Origin of the sequence: Weizmannia sp. FSL K6-3076 (genome assembly GCF_038007245.1) — a bacterium.
GTDB lineage: Bacteria > Bacillota > Bacilli > Bacillales > Bacillaceae_C > Weizmannia > Weizmannia faecalis.
In genome coordinates this window covers 1,422,083-1,438,844 of record NZ_JBBOWU010000001.1, presented here as the reverse complement: position 1 = coordinate 1,438,844, position 16,762 = coordinate 1,422,083, and the positions used below count along the sequence as shown (strand labels likewise).

The window sequence follows — 16,762 nt, the reverse complement described above, 5'->3', positions numbered from 1 at the left end:
TTCCGCAAGTGACGTTTCAAAAAGTGCGTACAAAAAAGCAGCCCCCGTAAAAGAGGCTGCGATAAGCAATTTATTTTCCAATAAACTCTTGTGTCCAGTAATGGCCGTTTTCAACATAGCCCACGCCGATATGGGTGAAGTTTTTATTTAAAATATTCGCCCTGTGGCCTTCGCTGTTCATCCATGCATTCATGACTTCCTGCGGTGTTTGCTGGCCCATTGCGATGTTTTCACCGGCATATTGATACGAGATCCCGAATTGCTTCATCATATCGAACGGAGATCCGTAAGTCGGGCTTGTATGGTCAAAATATTTATGGGTTGCCATATCATTCGATTTGACGCGTGCCATTTTGCTCAAAGCCGTATCAATTTTCAGCGCGCCAAGGCCGTTTTTCGCCCGTTCTTCGTTTACAAGGGTCACCACTTGTTTTTCATAGGCGTTTAACGTGTTGGCAGCCTGGGACTGCGTGCTGCCTGCCGGTTGCGTTGAAGTTTGTTTTGATGCCGATTGCTTTGGTGCTGCTGTTTGTTCCGGTGCCGATTGCTTTGGTGCTGCCGTTGTCTGGTTCGTTTTGCCTGCGTTGTTTGAAGCCGTTTGATTGGTTGCCGGTTTAAAAGAAAAACGGATGTTATGCTGCTTTAACCAGTTCTCCAATTCCTGCATGCTATGAAACTTGTATTCATGTTGAACAACCGTTTTCGGGCTGCAGTTTGTTTCGTTTGAGGCTGCCCCCGCCTTGCCGGAAACTGCCGGTGCAAGGATCAGTGCAAGTGCTGCTGCTGTTGTGAACATGGCCTTTTTCATCAATGATGTCCTCCCTCGTTTTCGTTGGTTTCTCTCTCGTACACAATAGAATCATAACATACGATTTTTGTAATATTTCTGGGAGAAAATAGAACAAGCAGCAAAGCAGGGGCCTGCTTGCAAACTGAAAATGAAAAAGCCAGCTGTATCAAAGGTTTCCATGCATCGTGCGAATTTCCTATCATTTCACACATTGGCACCGTCTTTTTAAATATCCAAAAGATGGAAGGATTTCAGGGTTGACAAGGCGGAAAACGGGCGGGTATTGTTACATTTTTTTCTTAAATGTTGCATGCTGCCACATTCATTTAAAAAAAGCGCCCCGAAGCCGGGCTTGCGGCTTCAGGGCGCTTTTTGTGTATATGGGCGCGTTTTCATATCAGTGCATTTGATTGAGGCGATCTTCAAACTTCCGGAACAGCCTGTACAATGTTTCCCGTTCTTCTTCCGTAAAAACGTTCAGCTGGTCTTTTAGAAACTGAGATTTGGTTTCTTTCAACTGACTGATTAACGATTTTCCTTTTTCCGTTAAAATTAAATCGACCACACGTCTGTCTTTATTGGATCTTTTCCGCTCAATCAGCCCTTTTTCCACGAGTGAATCGGTTACAGAAGTAATATGGCTGGCGGAAACTTGCAGTATTTTCGACAAATCGGATGAACGCATCGAAGATTCCGATAAAAGTTTTAACACCATAAATTCGTTAAGCGTCACATGCTCTTTTAACAAGCTATGCAGTTCTTCTTTAATTTTTCGGTATATTCTACGGAAGATGAATTCCAGATCAACTGTATCTTTTGTCTCCAACACTCCCATTCCTTTCCTTTCTCATATGGGACAGCGAATCTCCTGACTTTATTATATCATTTTTCGTGCATGGGATTGCATAAAATAAGCCGGGAGATTTGCTCCCGGCTTATTTTGCTATTTTTCTTTTTGGACAACTTCTTCGGCTTTTTTGAGCTGCGTATCATGCCGCGTAATAAGATTGCTGATTTCAGACATCAGTTTTGTTGCCGTATCGCCATTAATGATGCCTGTCGGCTGCATTTTTTCATGCATTTGGAAAGCTTCGACAGCCGTTTTTGTATTCCAGTCGAAGTACCCGTCAACCCTGCCCGGATTGTAACCGAGTGCTTTTAGCATTTTTTCCGCCGTCTTTACATCTTCCGAGACCGAATACAGTTTCAATTCTGCATCTGTTCCGATCACCGGAAGTTTGGCATAATCCGGAAGCGACACTTTCTCATCCGGCTCAATCCCTTTTTTATGGATCCAGCTGCCATTTGGTGTCAGCCATTTTTGGACGGTGAATTTTAAAATCGATCCGTCGTTGAATTTTTCAGCAGACTGCACGGTGCCTTTGCCGTATGATTTTTCGCCGACAAGCGGAATGCCTGCCGATTCGTTCAGTGCGGCCGCCAAAATTTCAGAAGCGCTCGCGCTGCCGCCGTCGATCATCACAACCGCCGGGACCGTTATTTTCGTGCCACTTTCTGCCACATATTTCTCCCGGGAGCCGTTCCGGTCTTCCGTTTGCAGGATCGTACGCCCTTCCGGCACAAACATATTCGCAATTTTAATAGCCTGGTCAAGCAATCCGCCCGGGTCCTGACGCACATCGACAATCATCGACTTCATTCCTTGCTTTTTCATGTTCTCAACGGCCGCCTTGAATTCTTTATATGTGCCGTCTGAGAATGTCGTAATCTGGATATGGGCAACCCCGTTTTTCAACATCTTCGCATAAACCGTATTGACCGGGATCGTGTCGCGTGTCAAGGTCACTTTCGTTTCGTCTTTCGATCCGACATGCTGGATCGTGAGTGTCACCTTTGTCCCTTTTTTGCCCCTGATCAACATGACCGCTTCATTGGCGCTCATGCCATGGACGCTTTTGCCGTCAACCGCGAGTATTTTATCGTTCGGCTTCAGGCCGGCTTTTTCGGCCGGGGAACCTTTAATCGGCGAAACAATCACAATATAGCCGTCTTTTTCTTCCACTTCCGCACCGATTCCTTCAAAAGAAGAAGAAATGGTGTTATTGAAGTCTGATGCTTCGGTTTTTGACATATAATCAGAATACGGGTCATTGAGCGATTCCACCATTCCGTTAATGGCCCCGTCGACAAGCGTCTTCTGTTTTACTTTTGTGTAATATTTTTTCTGGATGCTGTCATATGCTTTATATAGTTTGTCAAACTCCGGCCGGTTGACAGTCGTCACGTTGACGGCTTTTTGGTCGCCGAACGCAAAGGCAGCGGTCGTAATGCCGGCTGTTATGAAAATCACGAAAAACAAAAGCATGACAAATTTAAATTTTTTCATACGGATATAACCGGTTTGTTCTTCCTGGCCGGATTCCGTCTGTTTTTTCTCATCGTCCAAAGGCTTCACCACTTTCATGCCGTTTTCCAAAAGTCATAGCTCCCGATTTCTAACTTCTTTATTCTACCAGCTTTTTCTTTTTAATAAAAGAGCCCAGGATTTATTCAGCCTTATGTACATGTTCGAAATACTCTTCAAGCGTCCAGCCGTGCTTGTAAATGACGGCTGCCGCCTCTTTTCCGACATACCGGAAATGCCAGGGCTCGTACTCATATTTCGTAATGTTTTCTTTGTTTTTCGGATACCTTAAAATAAACCCGTATTCATGTGCATGTTTTGCAAGCCAGATGCCTTCCTTCTGCTTCCCCATTTGCTGTGAGAGAAGGAAATGGGCGGTCTGGCTTGTAATATCAACGGCGAGACCGGTCTGATGTTCGCTCGACCCCGGGATGGCAACCGCCTGTTCTGCATGTTCTTCCCCCGAACTTTGCACTTCTGCCGCATACACAGCTTTCTGGCGGTTATACGACCGGTATGCGGAAGCGGCATATAATTCAATGCCGTCCTTCTCGGCGGCGGCAAACATTTTTTCAAGCGCCGCGGCTGCTTCTTTCCGCATATAGCTTTTTTCGATTCTTTCGTCGCCAAATGAAAAGCGGACATTCGGCCGGACGAGGTCTTTCGGTTTGTAATCCCCGAGAATATAGTTTTTATTGACAAGCGCCAAAATATTGTCCGGATTCTGGATCACTTTTTTCCCGTTAACCGTTTTGATTTTGTTAAAATATTTTGCATCAAGCACCAAACCGGAACCGGTTTTTTTCGCGGTATCCGTGTGGGCCGGTTTCGCCGGCGCGGTACTTTTATGGGCGCCCGTTTCCGGCTGGTTTCCGTTTGTTACACTGCAGCCGGCCAAAAAAATCGCGGCAAGGCCGGTATATACATATTTTCTCATGTTGTCACCTTTCTCTATCCTAAAAAATTTGTGCTTTTGATCCTTCTACCGGTACCGCGTTCACTGCGGCATGGGCTTCTGTCCCAAAATGGATGCTCGCCCCCATTTTGAGCCGGAACTGCAAAAGAAGCGGCATGAATGCCCCATCCAGATCTTTCTGCGACGGAAAAAGCAAGCACATTCCCGTTAAGCGCACAACCGTCCGCATCCCGCTCCTTTGCCAAAAAAAATCGCAGGTTTCTCCCCCTGCGATTTCTCTCTTTATTTTAAGGCAAATTCAACGGGACATCAAGTGCTATTTCGTGCGGGACCGAAAAAGGCTGTCCCGGATACCGATGCTGCACCTTTCCCTGTACGGCCTGCAAACAGGATCGCCTCATATGGAATCGTCTTCATATTCTTCGTCTATGATGCTTTTTGCAAGCAAGTATTCAAAAGTGATATCGGCAATTTCGTCCAGTTCTTCTTCACGGGGCGCAAATCCCCTTTTCACGAGCTCTTTAAAAAAGAATGCGGCGATTTCCTCTGTATCAATATAAACATCCATATTCTCCATTAAAAACGCCCCCTTTTTTCATCCCGCAGCCACCCCGCGTTTTGTTCTGTTTGTTGATATAAATATGTCCCCGTACGGTCTGATATGCCAAACCCGCTAAACTAATCCGGGCCGCCGTGCGCCGAAAGAACCTGGATTTGCATTTTGACCGCCTCAAGCATGGCTCTGTACGCCTCATCACCAAACAGGTTTAACAGCAGCGTATAATCATTATACATATCGAGCAGGCGGTCGATTTTTTCCTGCGTTTTCAAGTCGGAAGTGACAAGCTGGTACAGGGGGCTGCTTTTCATCGGGTAAAAAAATTGATAACGGCTGACAAACGAATCGGCCTGCCCGGCATCGGCGATTAACAAAAGTTCTTCTTCATCCGCTTCAAGCCATTCGCCCTTTGGAATGCTGACCATTTCATAAATCACATCTTCCCATGCATCTTCTGCATACCGCCAAATCTCCGTGCGGAAACCAACAATTTTAAAAAGAACGCCGCCATAGCCTTTTACTTTTACAATATCCCCGATAAAAAATTTCAATTCTATATTGACTTCCTCTTTCTTATACAGAATCCCGTCATATTCTTCCAGGCGGGCGAGGCTTTGTTCGGCTAGGAGGCCTTCCCGGTCATTGACCACATAGAAATACCCTCCTTCCAGCTGTCTCACAGCCGTAATTTTTCCCACCGTCCCGTATACTTTTACGACCACTGTATCTCCAACTTGAAACTTCGGCGCTTTTGCATCCATTTTTCATGCTCCTTGAAAACGAAACACGTTTTACTTCATTCTATGCATGCGCTCCGGAAAAAGCGAACAGCACAATTTTCGGCCGGTTATTTGCTTTCGCCTTTATAAATCTCCCATGCCCGATCAAAAACCGACATTGACGGGATATAATGCCCGTTTAATTCGAGATAGGAACTGATTTCATGATAGTTGGTTGAATGTTTCGGAAAACTGTGATCATTGTATGCCCCATTGGCAAAAACCGTCAACTCGTCACGGAGATGCGGATCCCTATATCTCATTAAAAACTGGTAAAAAGATTTCATAAGTATCCCCCAAAATGATTTTTACTCCAATATAGCGGATCGTCTCCCCCGCGTAAAGTAGAAAGGGCGGCATTACGGGAAGAGGAAGTTTTTACAAAAAACTAGAAAAAGATAGAAAACATGTTTAAAATATAGATGATGATTTGCGGTTCACAGGGTAAAAAGGAGGGGCTTTTGATTGAATAAAAGGAACATTTTTGCAAAAAGAAAGCAAAAAAGCGAGAAACGGAAAAATTCCCGTCCGAACCGCCAGCTGCATCGGCTTCCCCTTTATTATTTGCAGACGATCAGGGGAAAAATTGTGATTTCATTCGGGGTTTTAACCATCTTGCTCATTGTATTAACCGTCACTTCATACATAAACATGCGCGAGCTGGAGAATGAAATCAATCATGTCGTCCAGCATGATCTCGCCGTGCACGATCGTGTCCAGAGCCTGCTCAATCAGACCGGCGAAATCGAAACGGGCGCCCTGAATTACGCCATTTCCGGAAATGAAGCTGCGTTGCGGCCGTATGACCAGGAGAAGCAGGAAGCAAGCAGCACGTTAAGCCGCTTGCAAAAAATGCTGAAAGATGACCGGTTGCAGAGCAAAAAACTTGAAAAAATTTCTGAAGCGTATAATTTCTGGGTAGGCACGGTTGACCGGGTTGTCGAAGCGAGGCAGTACGGATCGGAACAAGAAGCGGTTGCACAAGTGAAGGATTCCCAGGCATCCGACTACATGAAAAATTTGAAAAGCAGCATCCACGATTTGCTGGCAAGTACCACACAGGCATCAGAAAGCCGGATCGGCGACTTGCATCGTTCCGTTCTGATTGCGCGGATCGTAACCGTCACCCTTTCCTTGCTTGCCATCGTGCTGGCTGTTATGCTCAGCATCAGCCTGACGAAAAACATCAAATCGAGCACGAGAAAAATCAGCCGGTCGATTTTGGGAATCGCAAATGCCGGCGGGGATTTGACAAGGCGAATTGAAGTGACGTCCAATGACGAATTGGCAAAACTGGCAAGAGACACAAACCAGCTGATAGATGGCATTGCCCGGCTTGTAAAAGAAGTATCCGCGATGGCGGAAAGTGTCTCCGCCTCAAGCGAAGAGCTGCTCGCTTCTTCTGAAGAAACATCGAAAACGATCCAGTCCATTGCGGAAACAGCCAATGAAATCGCGGCAGACAGCGAGCAAACTTCTGCCAAGATGGATACATCCTTGTCGAAAATGAAGTCGCTTGAAGAAGTGGTCGATACGCTTTTCCGGCAAGCGGAAACGGTAAAACAGGCTTCGCTCCATATGAAAGAATCCGCAGAAAAAGGCAGCCGATCCATTATGGAAACGTCCGGCAAAATGAAGAGCATTGAAGCGATCATGACGAATACGAGCAAAACGGTAGAGGCGCTCGGTGAAAAGTCGGATGATATTACAAAGATCATTATGACAATCACCGGGATTGCCAAACAAACCAATTTGCTTGCATTGAATGCGGCAATCGAGGCAGCCAGGGCCGGGGAGCACGGGCGCGGCTTTGCCGTCGTAGCAGATGAAGTCAGAAAACTGGCCGAACAATCCCAGTCTGCCGCCCAGGAAGTCACAAATATTGTGCGTTCGATCCAAAAAGAAATTAGCACCATTATCGGCCAGAATCAGGAAGGGGTAGAGGCGGTTACTTCCGGCGTGCAAATTTCCAATGAAACGATGCACTCGCTCGAAGTCATTCAAAAACAAACGAATGAAACGACAAATGTCATTATTGACATGGCCGCCCAAATTGAAAAAACGCAAAAACTTTCGGTCGATGTCGCCGATTCGTTCGATGCCGTCAGCAAGATTGCCATGAATACCGCGGCAAATACGGAAATGACCGCAGCAAGTACCGAGGAAGGGTCTGCATCGATGGAAGAAGTCACAGCCGCAGCCTCGGAGTTATCAAAACAGGCAGAAAACCTGCGCAAGCTGATCGGAAACTTTAAAATATAAAAGGCACACTGAAAAAGCCCGGGACATAGCCCCGGGCCTTTTCCGTTTTTAATTGGGGCCGATCCAGCATGCGCCGATAATGATCAGCAAAATAAACAGCACAACAATTAAAGCAAAGCCGTTTCTGTGTCCTGCAAAGCCCCAGCCGTAACCGGAACCGTATCCGTAACCAGACCCATAACCGTATCCGTAGCCGCAGCAGGGGTCATATGCAGGGTAAGCACCTTCATGGCCGTAATACATCCCATTCACTCCTCAAAAAAAACTGTTTTTCTGTACAGTGCATCGTATGGGATACGGGCCCGTTTTGTATGTGCATCCGCCCAGCCGGCTTATTCTTTTTCTTCAAAGAGCGCAAGATACTCCCCATATCCTTCTTCCTCAAGCTTTTCTTTCGGAATAAAACGCATCGCGGCTGAATTCATGCAGTACCGAAGATGCGCAGGGCCTGGCCCATCCGGAAACACATGGCCCAAATGCGCGTCAGACGCCTTGCTTCTCACTTCCGTACGAATCATGCCGTGGCTCGTATCAAGCCGTTCGGTAAGTTGGCCGGCATCAATCGGTTTTGTAAAACTCGGCCAGCCGCAGCCTGCATCATATTTATCTTTTGAACTGAACAGCGGTTTTCCGGAAATAACATCGACATAAATACCGTCGCGGAACTCGTTCCAGTATTCATTTTGAAACGGCGGTTCCGTTCCGTTTTTCCGCGTCACTTCATATTGCAAAGGCGTCAGTTTTTCATCCTTCATGTTCATCCCTCCAATGGTTGCGGATAAATGCGGCCCTGCCTGAACCTTGCCGGTAAGCCTCGTAATGGGTCGGATTTTTCCGGTAATAATCCTGATGGTAACTTTCCGCCGGATAAAAGGCAGAAGCCGGTTCAATTGTGACAGCAATCGGCTTTTTAAACCGCCCGCTCTCTTCCAGCCGTTTTTTTGAAGCTTCCGCCGCCTGCCGCTGGGCTTCGTTTTGATAGAAAATAACCGGCCGGTAAGAGCCCCCCCTGTCGTAAAACTGCCCGCCTGCATCTGTCGGGTCAATTTGTCGCCAGTAAATGTCAAGCAGCTTTTCGTAAGGAAAAACTTCCGGATCAAACGTAATTTCAACAGCTTCTGTATGCCCGGTCGCACCGGAGCACACTTCCTCATATGTCGGGTTCGGCTTTGTTCCGCCTGTGTACCCAGAAACAACTTTTTGAATGCCGGGCAATTGGTCAAAAGGATGGACCATGCACCAGAAGCATCCGCCGGCAAAAATCGCGGTTTCCTCTGCCATGCGGCTCCCCCCTTTATAAAAGATTATTTTTTATTTTACCTGTTGATGTTGTTTTCATCCAGTTTCGTGACTGCAAGCCCCGATTTCATTATAATGGATCATAGCGGCGATTTTAACGGAAAGGGGTCTCATGATTGGAATTACCTGAAACCTTTATGGAAAAGATGGGGAAGCTGCTTGGAAAGGAAGCCGATGATTTTTTCCGCTCCTATGAAAAACCGCGGACATCCGGATTGCGCCTGAATCCGGCAAAAGTGAGCGAAACGGAATGGCATGCGCACAACCCTTTCCATTTGGAAAACATCCCTTTTGCCTCCGGTTATTATTTTGATGAAGAAAAAGACAAGCCTGGAAAACACCCGTACCATGCCGCCGGGCTCTATTATATCCAGGAGCCGAGCGCGATGTTTATCGCCGGGCAGCTCGGGCTTGAAAAAGGCGATAAAGTACTTGATTTATGCGCCGCGCCGGGCGGCAAATCGACGCAAATTGCATCCGGAATCGGCGAAAACGGATTTCTGCTTGCAAATGAAATCCATCCGAAGCGGGTGCGCGCGCTTTCTGAAAATATCGAACGGCTTGGATTCTCCAATACCGTTGTGACAAACGAAACGCCTGAAAAACTGAGCCGGCATTTCGAAAACTATTTCGATAAAATTTTGGTTGACGCCCCCTGTTCCGGGGAGGGCATGTTCAGAAAAGATCCTGAAGCAGCACGTTTCTGGAGCCAGGAACATGTCGAAGCGTGCGCTCAAAAACAGCGCGCGATCTTGGAGCACGCCTGGAAGATGTTAAAACCCGGCGGCACCCTTGTTTATTCGACCTGCACCTTTTCTCCGGAAGAAAACGAACAGACGATTGAAGCTTTTTTGGCGCGGCATGAAGACATGGCCCTGGTGCCGATTCCCCATGAACACGGCGTCGGACCGGGAAAGCCGGAATGGGCAACAGAAAAGCGGCAAGATTTGTCCAATGCGGCGCGTTTATGGCCGCATCGCTTAAAAGGCGAAGGCCATTTTGCCGCAAAAATGCGCAAACACCCGGGGGAAACGGGGCAAACGGTGCCGCTTGAAAAGGGCATGAAGCTTTCAATACAACAGGAAAAAGACTGGACAACCTTTGCCAAAAACACCCTCCAGCATTTTGACCCGGGCAGGCGCTCCTTTTTTATGTATAAAAACGAGCTTTTCCTGCTGCCTTTTAACTGTCCGCAGATAAAGGGGCTCCGCCTTGTCCGGTGCGGCCTGCATCTCGGTACTTTCAAAAAAAACCGATTTGAACCGAATCACGCGCTCGCGCTTGCCCTGAAAGCCGGACAATGCAAACACCGGATGGACCTTCGCGCCGAAAGCAGTGAATGCATCCGCTATTTAAAAGGGGAGACACTGCCGGGAACAAGCGAGAATCGCGGCTGGGTCCTGATCACGGTGGACGGTTTTCCGCTCGGCTGGAGCAAAGAAGCGGGCGGCATTTTGAAAAACTTTTATCCGAAAGGGTTAAGGATCGTTTAAAACCCGTGTAATGCGCACAGACAAGTGTTTTGGTGCCGTTTACGTCCGCGTCAAGATCGTTTAAAACCCGTATCATGTGCACAGGCGGCGGCGAAACCTTCTGTGGCATATTGAAAAGCCGGCTTTTAAGGGCCGGCTTTTTGCGTTATTTTGGAAATCCAAGTGTAAACGAGATGTCATCATGCTGCAAATCAAATTCGTTGGCTTTCACCTTGGCGCCGTTTTCCAGCTTCATATTTTGCAGCTGGACATACACCAGTTTTTCGCCCGGCTGGATGATCACCCATTTCGGCAGATGGTAGGTCGTTTTGACGAATTGTAAAATATAGGATACCGGGAGATGGACGGAACCGAGGGATACCGATTTTTGTTTTAAAACGAGATCCCCGTTCTTTAACGCTTTCGGCTTAAACGTCATCTTGTACTGCATTTTTTCAGAAAAGACCCCGACAGTTCCATAGTAGACGACTTCATCATTTAAAAGCACTTTCCCTTTTATTTTTTCTTCCCGCAAATAACGGTTAATGAGCGCCGTTAAGTCCGCCTTGTTTGTCTCTACCCGCAAATCAATCGTTTTTCCGGTTTTTTCCGGTTTGGGCACGCGGCCATCCGGCACAAAAAGAAAAAAGGAAAGCACAAGTACAAAGGCCACAACCACTGAAGCCAGTGCAAAAAAAGCGATTTTCCATGGGTTTCTTTTCACGCAAGCATCATTCCTTTACCACTTTGCTATTTTGGAATCCCCAAAAAATTTCCTTTCAGGAGATATCGGTAAATCCGTTTCGACATCCGTTTATACCCTTCATCGTTCGGATGGAAATGATCGTCATAAAGCAATTCATCTTCGTTGTTCTCAAAAATATCGGCAACCGGGATAAAAATGGTATTTTTATAGCGCGATACCACCTCTTTGCTGGCATCATTCCAGGCTGCAAGCATTTGGTCCACTTCTTTTATATCGGTCAGCCACTTCGAAAAAGGGTTATAGAGGCCGACGAGCGCAATCTTTACATTCGGATTGATCGCGCGGATGCGGCGGAAAATTTGATCGAGCCGTTGTTTGTACCCCGGAATGGCCGCCTCAAACTCCTGCTTGTTTAAATTGGAAATATTTTCACGGAGCACTTTCATCATATCATTGCCGCCGATGGTAATCATAACAACATCTGAATCCTTGATGGACTTCCGGATTTTTTCATCTTGGAGCCGGGCAAGCAATTGGTCGGTCCGGTTCCCTTTTACGCCATAATTGGCAATGGTGGTTTTTTTCACACCCTTTAAGGCGTCCAGTTCATTTTTCAAGTAATAGGTGTAACCGCCGCGCCCTTTGCTGTCGCCTACGCCTTCAGTCAGGGAGTCCCCGATCGAGACGATGTGCAGCGGAACTGGCACCATCTTTTTTTCGTTGCTTGCCGGTTTAAACAACAGGCCGGTTATGCCGTGTGAACAGCCCGATAAGGCAAGCGCAACGGAAGCGAGAAGAGGAATGAACCATTTTTTCATTTTTGACACCACTTAGCCTTTCTGAATTTACAATGTACCCATTATAACATGAAAAACGGGATCTTCTGCTGATGAATGCATAAAATTGCACCCGCTAAAGACGCAAGTTGTTTCCATTGCAGATTGCCCCGCAAAACCCTATAATAAAGAGAAGCTTAAAGACGAAGGTGGTTTAAATTTTTGACAACTTCAACACTGCTTTCATCCTGGAAACAGGAACTGGCCAATGCCGTTACGCATGGCATCGGTTTTCTGCTCAGCATTCCGGCGATGGTTATACTCGTCGTTTTCGCCGCAGAAAAGAATAACCCGCTCTATCTAGGAAGTTTTCTTGTTTTCGGGGTTTCCATGCTGCTTTTGTATTTGTTTTCCACACTGCTGCACAGCTTTTACTGGACGAAAGTGAAAACATTTCTCGCGATTCTGGACCATTCTGCCATTTACTTGTTAATTGCCGGAACGTATACGCCGATTGTGCTGATTACACTGCATGGCACTTTGGGATGGGTACTGTTTTCGGTCGTATGGGGAGTATCTGCCATTGGCATTGCCGGAAAATGTTTTCTCATTCACCGCTTTAAATTATTGTCCACGATGCTTTACTTAATCATGGGCTGGCTGATCCTCATTGCGATTGAGCCTTTGTATAAAGGGCTTACGGCTCCGGGATTCTGGCTCCTTTTTTCAGGTGGGATCTGCTACTCGGTAGGCGCCGTGTTCTACACATGGAAAAACCTTCCTTACTCCCATGCGATCTGGCATATCTTTGTCATTGCCGGAAGCGCGTTTATGTACTTCACGATTTTATTTTATGTCTGATGGCACAGAGAAAAACCATGGGAATGTTTCCATGGTTTTTTACCTTTTCCGTACAAATACTTGAAATTCGTAGTCATAAGGATTTTTTTCGTTTTTTATCCCTTTTGTGCTGGAAGCCATTTCCCACTCCTCCCAGTCAACAGGCGGAAAATAGGTATCGCCTTCCATGTCAGCATGTATTTTCGTCCGGTACAATTTTTCCGCTTCCTCAAGCAGCAGGGCAAAAATCTCCGCGCCGCCCGTGACAAAAATCTCACCGCCATGTGCATCCGCCCATTTTAACAGTTCTGTTTTGCCTGCGACAACGACGCAGTCTTCGGCCTTAAAATCCGGGTCTCTCGTCATCACAATATTCGTTCTGCCGGGAAGCGGCTTTCCGATCGATTCAAACGTCCGCCTTCCCATGACAACCGGATGACCCATTGTTATGTTTTTAAAATACTTCAAGTCTTCGGGAAGATGCCACGGAAGCGCATTGTTCTTTCCAATCACGCCTTTTTCATCTTCCGCCCATAAAAAGGAAATCATACACTCACCTTCCCCGGGATGTGCGGATACGGATTGTAATCTTTTAATGTAAAATCTTCGTACCGGAAGGAGAAAATGTCTTTTACTTCAGGATTCAAAACCATTTTCGGCAGCTTGCGGGGCTCCCGTGTCAGCTGCAACTTCACTTGTTCGATATGGTTCAAGTAAATATGGGCATCGCCAAGCGTATGGACAAAGTCCCCCGGTTCCAGCCCCGTAACCTGCGCAATCATCATCGTAAGCAGCGCGTAAGAAGCAATGTTAAACGGCACGCCGAGGAAAATATCGGCCGAACGCTGGTACAGCTGGCATGACAGCTTGCCGTTTGCCACATAAAACTGGAAAAAGCAATGGCACGGCGGCAGTGCCATCCTGTCAATCTCCCCGACATTCCATGCGTTAACGATCAGGCGCCTGGAATCCGGATTGGTTTTGATTTGTTCAATGACCTGGGTGATCTGGTCGATCGTCCGCCCGTCCCGGGTTTGCCATGAACGCCATTGTTGCCCGTAAACCGGGCCGAGGTCGCCGTTTTCATCTGCCCACTCATTCCAAATTCGGACGCCGTTTTCCTGGAGGTATTTTACATTCGTATCTCCTTCAAGCATCCAGAGCAGTTCATAAATAATCGATTTCAAATGCAGTTTCTTAGTTGTCAGAAGCGGAAAACCGTCCTCCAGATGAAACCGCATTTGATGGCCGAAAACGCTGATCGTTCCGGTACCGGTCCGGTCATCTTTTTTGACGCCGTTTTCAAGCACTTCGCGGCAAAGATCTAAATATTGTTTCATCATGATTCCATCCTTTGTCATTCAAATATCCGGGTTTCTATCCTGGAAAATTGCGTTATATAAATTAAATTCCAGTTTTTACAATGGGGCAGCAAAGCCATCCATTTGCATAATTATTCCTTTTTGCGGCCGGCAACAAAGGAGCCATGTTTCGCTCATCTTACATCCTTCTGCCGGTGCTGTATTCACTGCGTTTGCAAAAAGCGCATGAAATGTTCGACTGGATGTTAGGGGTGTCCGTCTTCCACACCGCTTTAGTCTTTTATCCGTTGCAGCGCTGTCAGCTGCTGCCGCGGCAAGCGTTCTTCAACCCGCCTTTATCCTTTCATCCATTGCGGCGGCATGTTTTTGCCCCAGTAAATGGTGCCAAGGTGGCGGTGCGTTTGGAAATGGTCAAAGGCTACATGGTAATGGAAATTAAAATAGTAGCCGTCGCCGGGCGGATGGTCGCGCCGGACATGGAAACGGATGATGTCTTTATTTGTTTCCGTATTGTAAATATGAAACATTTTTTCACCGGTTCCCGCACTCGGCTGGTCTGAAACAGCGAGCAGCGGTAGTTTGTCCTGCGGGTATTCCTGCAGCGTTTCCGCGATGGCGGTTTGAATGTTTGGCAAAACGGCAGCACGGAACTCGTCTTCAATAACAGGCCTGATCCTTTCCCCGAATTTCAGATAAGCCCGTTCTTCTGCATCTTCAACGAATGACCGAGCAAGCGCGGCACTGTCAATCTTGCGGCTTGTGGCAGCCGTCCGATTGGAATAAGCAGAAGTCGTTTCCGCCGTTTCATTGCCAGTTTTATAGAGATGATTCCAGATTGCATGGGAAGGGGGGACAAGGCCGAATGTTAAAACAGAAACAAGGATAACCATTGATTTTTTCAGCCAGTTTTTCACGTGATCCCCTCCATATCCCAACAGTTCGAATATGTATTTATTATATAATATTTACACAGAAAAAACAGGCCCCATTTTGCAACCGGAATGATGCATACGGGGCCGCAATTTTATGCGCAGTGTTGGTCAAAAGCAGCATGCAGATTTTCGATGATTTCTTCGACTTCATGCCCTTCGATATCGCTTCTCGGGATAAAATGGGCCACTTCTTTCCCTTGAAGAAGCGCCACAGAAGGGGAGGAGGGTTCGATGCCGGTAAAATACTCACGCATTTTTGCCGTTGCTTCTTTGTCCTGGCCGGCAAATACCGTAACAAGATGGTCCGGCTTCTTTTCAGCCGTCCGGATTGCCTCAACAATTGCCGGACGCGCAAGCCCGGCTGCGCAGCCGCACACCGAGTTCACGACAACCAGCGTGGTGCCTTCCGCTTTTTCCATATAGGCCTCTACTTCTTCCGGTGTACGCAGTTCCGTAAACCCGTTTGCCGTCAATTCTTCCCTCATCGGGGTAATAAGCGCCCGCATGTATTCTTCATATGCCATTGACATGTTGATGTCCTCCTTTAATTATGGCTGGATTTGCCTTGCTTCTGTCATCTGCTTCCAGACCGAGCCTTTTGCTTCTTCGCCTTTTGTAATCCGCTCAATCGCCATTCTGACCTGGAGCCTGACTTCAAATTCAGGGTCGTTTTCCGCTTCCCTTAAAGCCGGTAGAGAAGCTTCGTCACCCGCTTCGTATAAAAACATGGCGGCGCGCCACCTGACAATTTTGCTTTTGTCTTTGAGCGCTTTTGCCATTTCCCCGCATGCCTCTTTGAACCCGAGATCGCTAAGACAGTCGCCTGCCGTCCGCCGCACGCTTGCATTCGCATCATGCAGACCACGGTATAAAAGCGGCAGCACCCGCTTGTCTTTCACCATGCCCAAATAAACAACGGCAAGCCGCCTGATCGATGGTTTTTCATCTTCCAAGGCTTTCTCAAGGACAGGCAGGTCGGAAAGATCGGGGTCTTCCATTTGTTCAAGGAGCCGGTACCTTTTGCGCCAGTCATCCGTTTCCAGCATGCCGGGCGTTAATTTCAGCCTTTTTTTGGCAGCGGGAACCTGCTCCGGATGCTGCGCTTCATTTACAAGCCGGTTTAGCCTTTCTTTCGGATAAGCGGCAATGATTTCTTCTGTGACTTCCGCACCAATTTCTTGCATCTCTCCGTACCGCACGCCGAAGTCTTTCCATTTCCGCAAGAAAACATAATTGTCGCCTTCCAGTTGCGCAGCGGCAAGCGCCTCGGCAAAATAATCCGGCAGCCCAAAACGTTTTTCCTGTTCCCCGTCCGTCAGTTTGACCTGGAGCGGAATGCCTTTAAACATCTGGACAAACACCTGGACTTCCCCGAAATGCTCATTGGCACGGGGACTGTTTCCGGTTTCTGTTTCCGCCTCCCCGAACACCTCACGCACTTTCGGCAAAATGTCCTGCCAGTCCGTTTTACCATGCCGCTCCACCGCGAGAAAATCCGCAACATGGTATACGCCTTTCACGCCTTCGATATCAAGGATACGGCGGATCACAGGCGGCACCCCTTCTTCCTGCCCTTTCTTATAATTGCTGCGGGCGCCGTCCGGCAGTGCTTCCGTCAATACGACTTTCATCGTATTCGGGCTCGGCGTTGGTTCAATCGCTTTAATTTTCATTTCCACACCGCCTTTCCCATCCAGTCTACTTGCATTTTAACATAAACACAGTGGATACACGAATGAGTTGA

General features: G+C 47.4%; 19 protein-coding genes and 1 pseudogene. 3 read left to right on the top strand and 17 right to left on the bottom strand.

The features are described 5' to 3' along the window. Positions 1-70: 70 nt before the first annotated feature. The 7 genes from NSS95_RS06615 to NSS95_RS06585 form a co-directional block, all read right to left on the bottom strand. Positions 71-808 (bottom strand): CAP domain-containing protein, encoded by a 738-nt coding sequence (locus tag NSS95_RS06615; protein WP_035185040.1) that lies wholly within the window; start codon positions 806-808, stop codon positions 71-73. 379 nt (positions 809-1,187) lie between these two features. After that, the gene (locus tag NSS95_RS06610) at positions 1,188-1,625 is read right to left on the bottom strand and encodes a MarR family winged helix-turn-helix transcriptional regulator (protein ID WP_035185046.1); all 438 of its coding nucleotides are present in this window, start codon (positions 1,623-1,625) and stop codon (positions 1,188-1,190) included. A gap of 108 nt (positions 1,626-1,733) precedes the next feature. Then, on the bottom strand, positions 1,734-3,227 hold the full coding sequence (locus NSS95_RS06605; protein ID WP_014098452.1) for a lmo1851 family serine protease: 1,494 nt from the start codon (positions 3,225-3,227) through the stop codon (positions 1,734-1,736). Positions 3,228-3,297: 70 nt separating this feature from the next. Then, positions 3,298-4,092: a M15 family metallopeptidase gene (locus NSS95_RS06600; RefSeq protein ID WP_014098453.1), complete on the bottom strand. Its 795-nt coding sequence runs from the start codon at positions 4,090-4,092 to the stop codon at positions 3,298-3,300. Between the two features lie 376 nt (positions 4,093-4,468). Further along, positions 4,469-4,648: a YozD family protein gene (locus NSS95_RS06595; RefSeq protein ID WP_014098455.1), complete on the bottom strand. Its 180-nt coding sequence runs from the start codon at positions 4,646-4,648 to the stop codon at positions 4,469-4,471. 101 nt (positions 4,649-4,749) lie between these two features. Then, positions 4,750-5,391, bottom strand: a complete 642-nt coding sequence (locus NSS95_RS06590; protein WP_017550785.1) for a hypothetical protein — start codon at positions 5,389-5,391, stop codon at positions 4,750-4,752. Between the two features lie 86 nt (positions 5,392-5,477). Beyond that, complete coding sequence (locus NSS95_RS06585) at positions 5,478-5,696, bottom strand: YozE family protein (RefSeq protein WP_014098457.1); 219 nt, start codon at positions 5,694-5,696, stop codon at positions 5,478-5,480. Between the two features lie 178 nt (positions 5,697-5,874). Here NSS95_RS06585 and NSS95_RS06580 point away from each other — a divergent pair, with 178 nt between their 5' ends. Further along, positions 5,875-7,671: a methyl-accepting chemotaxis protein gene (locus NSS95_RS06580; protein ID WP_328229105.1), complete on the top strand. Its 1,797-nt coding sequence runs from the start codon at positions 5,875-5,877 to the stop codon at positions 7,669-7,671. Between the two features lie 48 nt (positions 7,672-7,719). On the opposite strand, the pseudogene NSS95_RS16980 reads toward NSS95_RS06580, so the two are convergent. The 3 genes and pseudogenes from NSS95_RS16980 to msrA all read right to left on the bottom strand — a co-directional run. After that, positions 7,720-7,809, bottom strand: a pseudogene (locus NSS95_RS16980) (YjcZ family sporulation protein); the annotation flags it as partial. Between the two features lie 194 nt (positions 7,810-8,003). Further along, complete coding sequence (gene msrB, locus NSS95_RS06570) at positions 8,004-8,426, bottom strand: peptide-methionine (R)-S-oxide reductase MsrB (RefSeq protein WP_017550782.1); 423 nt, start codon at positions 8,424-8,426, stop codon at positions 8,004-8,006. After that, positions 8,416-8,952, bottom strand: coding sequence for a peptide-methionine (S)-S-oxide reductase MsrA (msrA, locus tag NSS95_RS06565; protein ID WP_017550781.1), 537 nt, complete (start codon positions 8,950-8,952; stop codon positions 8,416-8,418). Before msrA ends, msrB begins: the two co-directional genes overlap by 11 nt. Before the next feature lie 134 nt (positions 8,953-9,086). Between msrA and NSS95_RS06560 the strand changes: the two genes are divergently transcribed. Continuing rightward, positions 9,087-10,463 (top strand): RsmF rRNA methyltransferase first C-terminal domain-containing protein, encoded by a 1,377-nt coding sequence (locus NSS95_RS06560; protein WP_110133978.1) that lies wholly within the window; start codon positions 9,087-9,089, stop codon positions 10,461-10,463. Positions 10,464-10,608: 145 nt separating this feature from the next. Here NSS95_RS06560 and NSS95_RS06555 read toward each other — a convergent pair whose 3' ends face one another. Both NSS95_RS06555 and NSS95_RS06550 read right to left on the bottom strand, forming a co-directional pair. Next, positions 10,609-11,166: a YpmS family protein gene (locus tag NSS95_RS06555; RefSeq protein ID WP_110133977.1), complete on the bottom strand. Its 558-nt coding sequence runs from the start codon at positions 11,164-11,166 to the stop codon at positions 10,609-10,611. A gap of 26 nt (positions 11,167-11,192) precedes the next feature. Then, positions 11,193-11,966, bottom strand: coding sequence for an SGNH/GDSL hydrolase family protein (locus tag NSS95_RS06550; RefSeq protein ID WP_110133976.1), 774 nt, complete (start codon positions 11,964-11,966; stop codon positions 11,193-11,195). A gap of 180 nt (positions 11,967-12,146) precedes the next feature. Here NSS95_RS06550 and trhA point away from each other — a divergent pair, with 180 nt between their 5' ends. After that, on the top strand, positions 12,147-12,785 hold the full coding sequence (trhA, locus tag NSS95_RS06545) for a PAQR family membrane homeostasis protein TrhA (RefSeq protein WP_017550777.1): 639 nt from the start codon (positions 12,147-12,149) through the stop codon (positions 12,783-12,785). A gap of 39 nt (positions 12,786-12,824) precedes the next feature. Here the strand turns inward: trhA and NSS95_RS06540 are convergent, their stop codons facing one another. The 5 genes from NSS95_RS06540 to NSS95_RS06520 form a co-directional block, all read right to left on the bottom strand. Then, a complete protein-coding gene (locus NSS95_RS06540; RefSeq protein ID WP_110133975.1) occupies positions 12,825-13,313 on the bottom strand; it encodes a dihydrofolate reductase in 489 nt (162 codons plus the stop codon). Beyond that, entirely contained in the window at positions 13,310-14,104 is a 795-nt protein-coding gene (locus NSS95_RS06535; protein WP_110133974.1) for a thymidylate synthase, read from the bottom strand. The genes NSS95_RS06540 and NSS95_RS06535 overlap by 4 nt, the downstream gene beginning before the upstream one ends. 317 nt (positions 14,105-14,421) lie before the next feature. After that, positions 14,422-15,000, bottom strand: a complete 579-nt coding sequence (locus tag NSS95_RS06530) for a YpjP family protein (protein ID WP_110133973.1) — start codon at positions 14,998-15,000, stop codon at positions 14,422-14,424. Between the two features lie 110 nt (positions 15,001-15,110). Continuing rightward, on the bottom strand, positions 15,111-15,548 hold the full coding sequence (locus NSS95_RS06525) for a BrxA/BrxB family bacilliredoxin (RefSeq protein WP_017550772.1): 438 nt from the start codon (positions 15,546-15,548) through the stop codon (positions 15,111-15,113). An 18-nt stretch (positions 15,549-15,566) separates the two neighbouring features. Next, a complete protein-coding gene (locus NSS95_RS06520) occupies positions 15,567-16,691 on the bottom strand; it encodes a conserved virulence factor C family protein (RefSeq protein ID WP_110133972.1) in 1,125 nt (374 codons plus the stop codon). Positions 16,692-16,762 lie beyond the last annotated feature (71 nt).

Excerpts from the sequence above, each read along its gene's own strand:
- NSS95_RS06615 (WP_035185040.1), bottom strand. The coding sequence starts at position 808 with ATGAAAAAGGCCATGTTCACAACAGCAGCAGCACTTGCACTGATCCTT.
- NSS95_RS06610 (WP_035185046.1), bottom strand. The coding sequence starts at position 1,625 with ATGGGAGTGTTGGAGACAAAAGATACAGTTGATCTGGAATTCATCTTC.
- NSS95_RS06600 (WP_014098453.1), bottom strand. The coding sequence starts at position 4,092 with ATGAGAAAATATGTATATACCGGCCTTGCCGCGATTTTTTTGGCCGGC.
- NSS95_RS06595 (WP_014098455.1), bottom strand. The coding sequence starts at position 4,648 with ATGGAGAATATGGATGTTTATATTGATACAGAGGAAATCGCCGCATTC.
- NSS95_RS06590 (WP_017550785.1), bottom strand. The coding sequence starts at position 5,391 with ATGGATGCAAAAGCGCCGAAGTTTCAAGTTGGAGATACAGTGGTCGTA.
- NSS95_RS06585 (WP_014098457.1), bottom strand. The coding sequence starts at position 5,696 with ATGAAATCTTTTTACCAGTTTTTAATGAGATATAGGGATCCGCATCTC.
- msrB (WP_017550782.1), bottom strand. The coding sequence starts at position 8,426 with ATGAAGGATGAAAAACTGACGCCTTTGCAATATGAAGTGACGCGGAAA.
- msrA (WP_017550781.1), bottom strand. The coding sequence starts at position 8,952 with ATGGCAGAGGAAACCGCGATTTTTGCCGGCGGATGCTTCTGGTGCATG.
- NSS95_RS06550 (WP_110133976.1), bottom strand. The coding sequence starts at position 11,966 with ATGAAAAAATGGTTCATTCCTCTTCTCGCTTCCGTTGCGCTTGCCTTA.
- NSS95_RS06540 (WP_110133975.1), bottom strand. The coding sequence starts at position 13,313 with ATGATTTCCTTTTTATGGGCGGAAGATGAAAAAGGCGTGATTGGAAAG.
- NSS95_RS06535 (WP_110133974.1), bottom strand. The coding sequence starts at position 14,104 with ATGAAACAATATTTAGATCTTTGCCGCGAAGTGCTTGAAAACGGCGTC.
- NSS95_RS06525 (WP_017550772.1), bottom strand. The coding sequence starts at position 15,548 with ATGTCAATGGCATATGAAGAATACATGCGGGCGCTTATTACCCCGATG.
- NSS95_RS06520 (WP_110133972.1), bottom strand. The coding sequence starts at position 16,691 with ATGAAAATTAAAGCGATTGAACCAACGCCGAGCCCGAATACGATGAAA.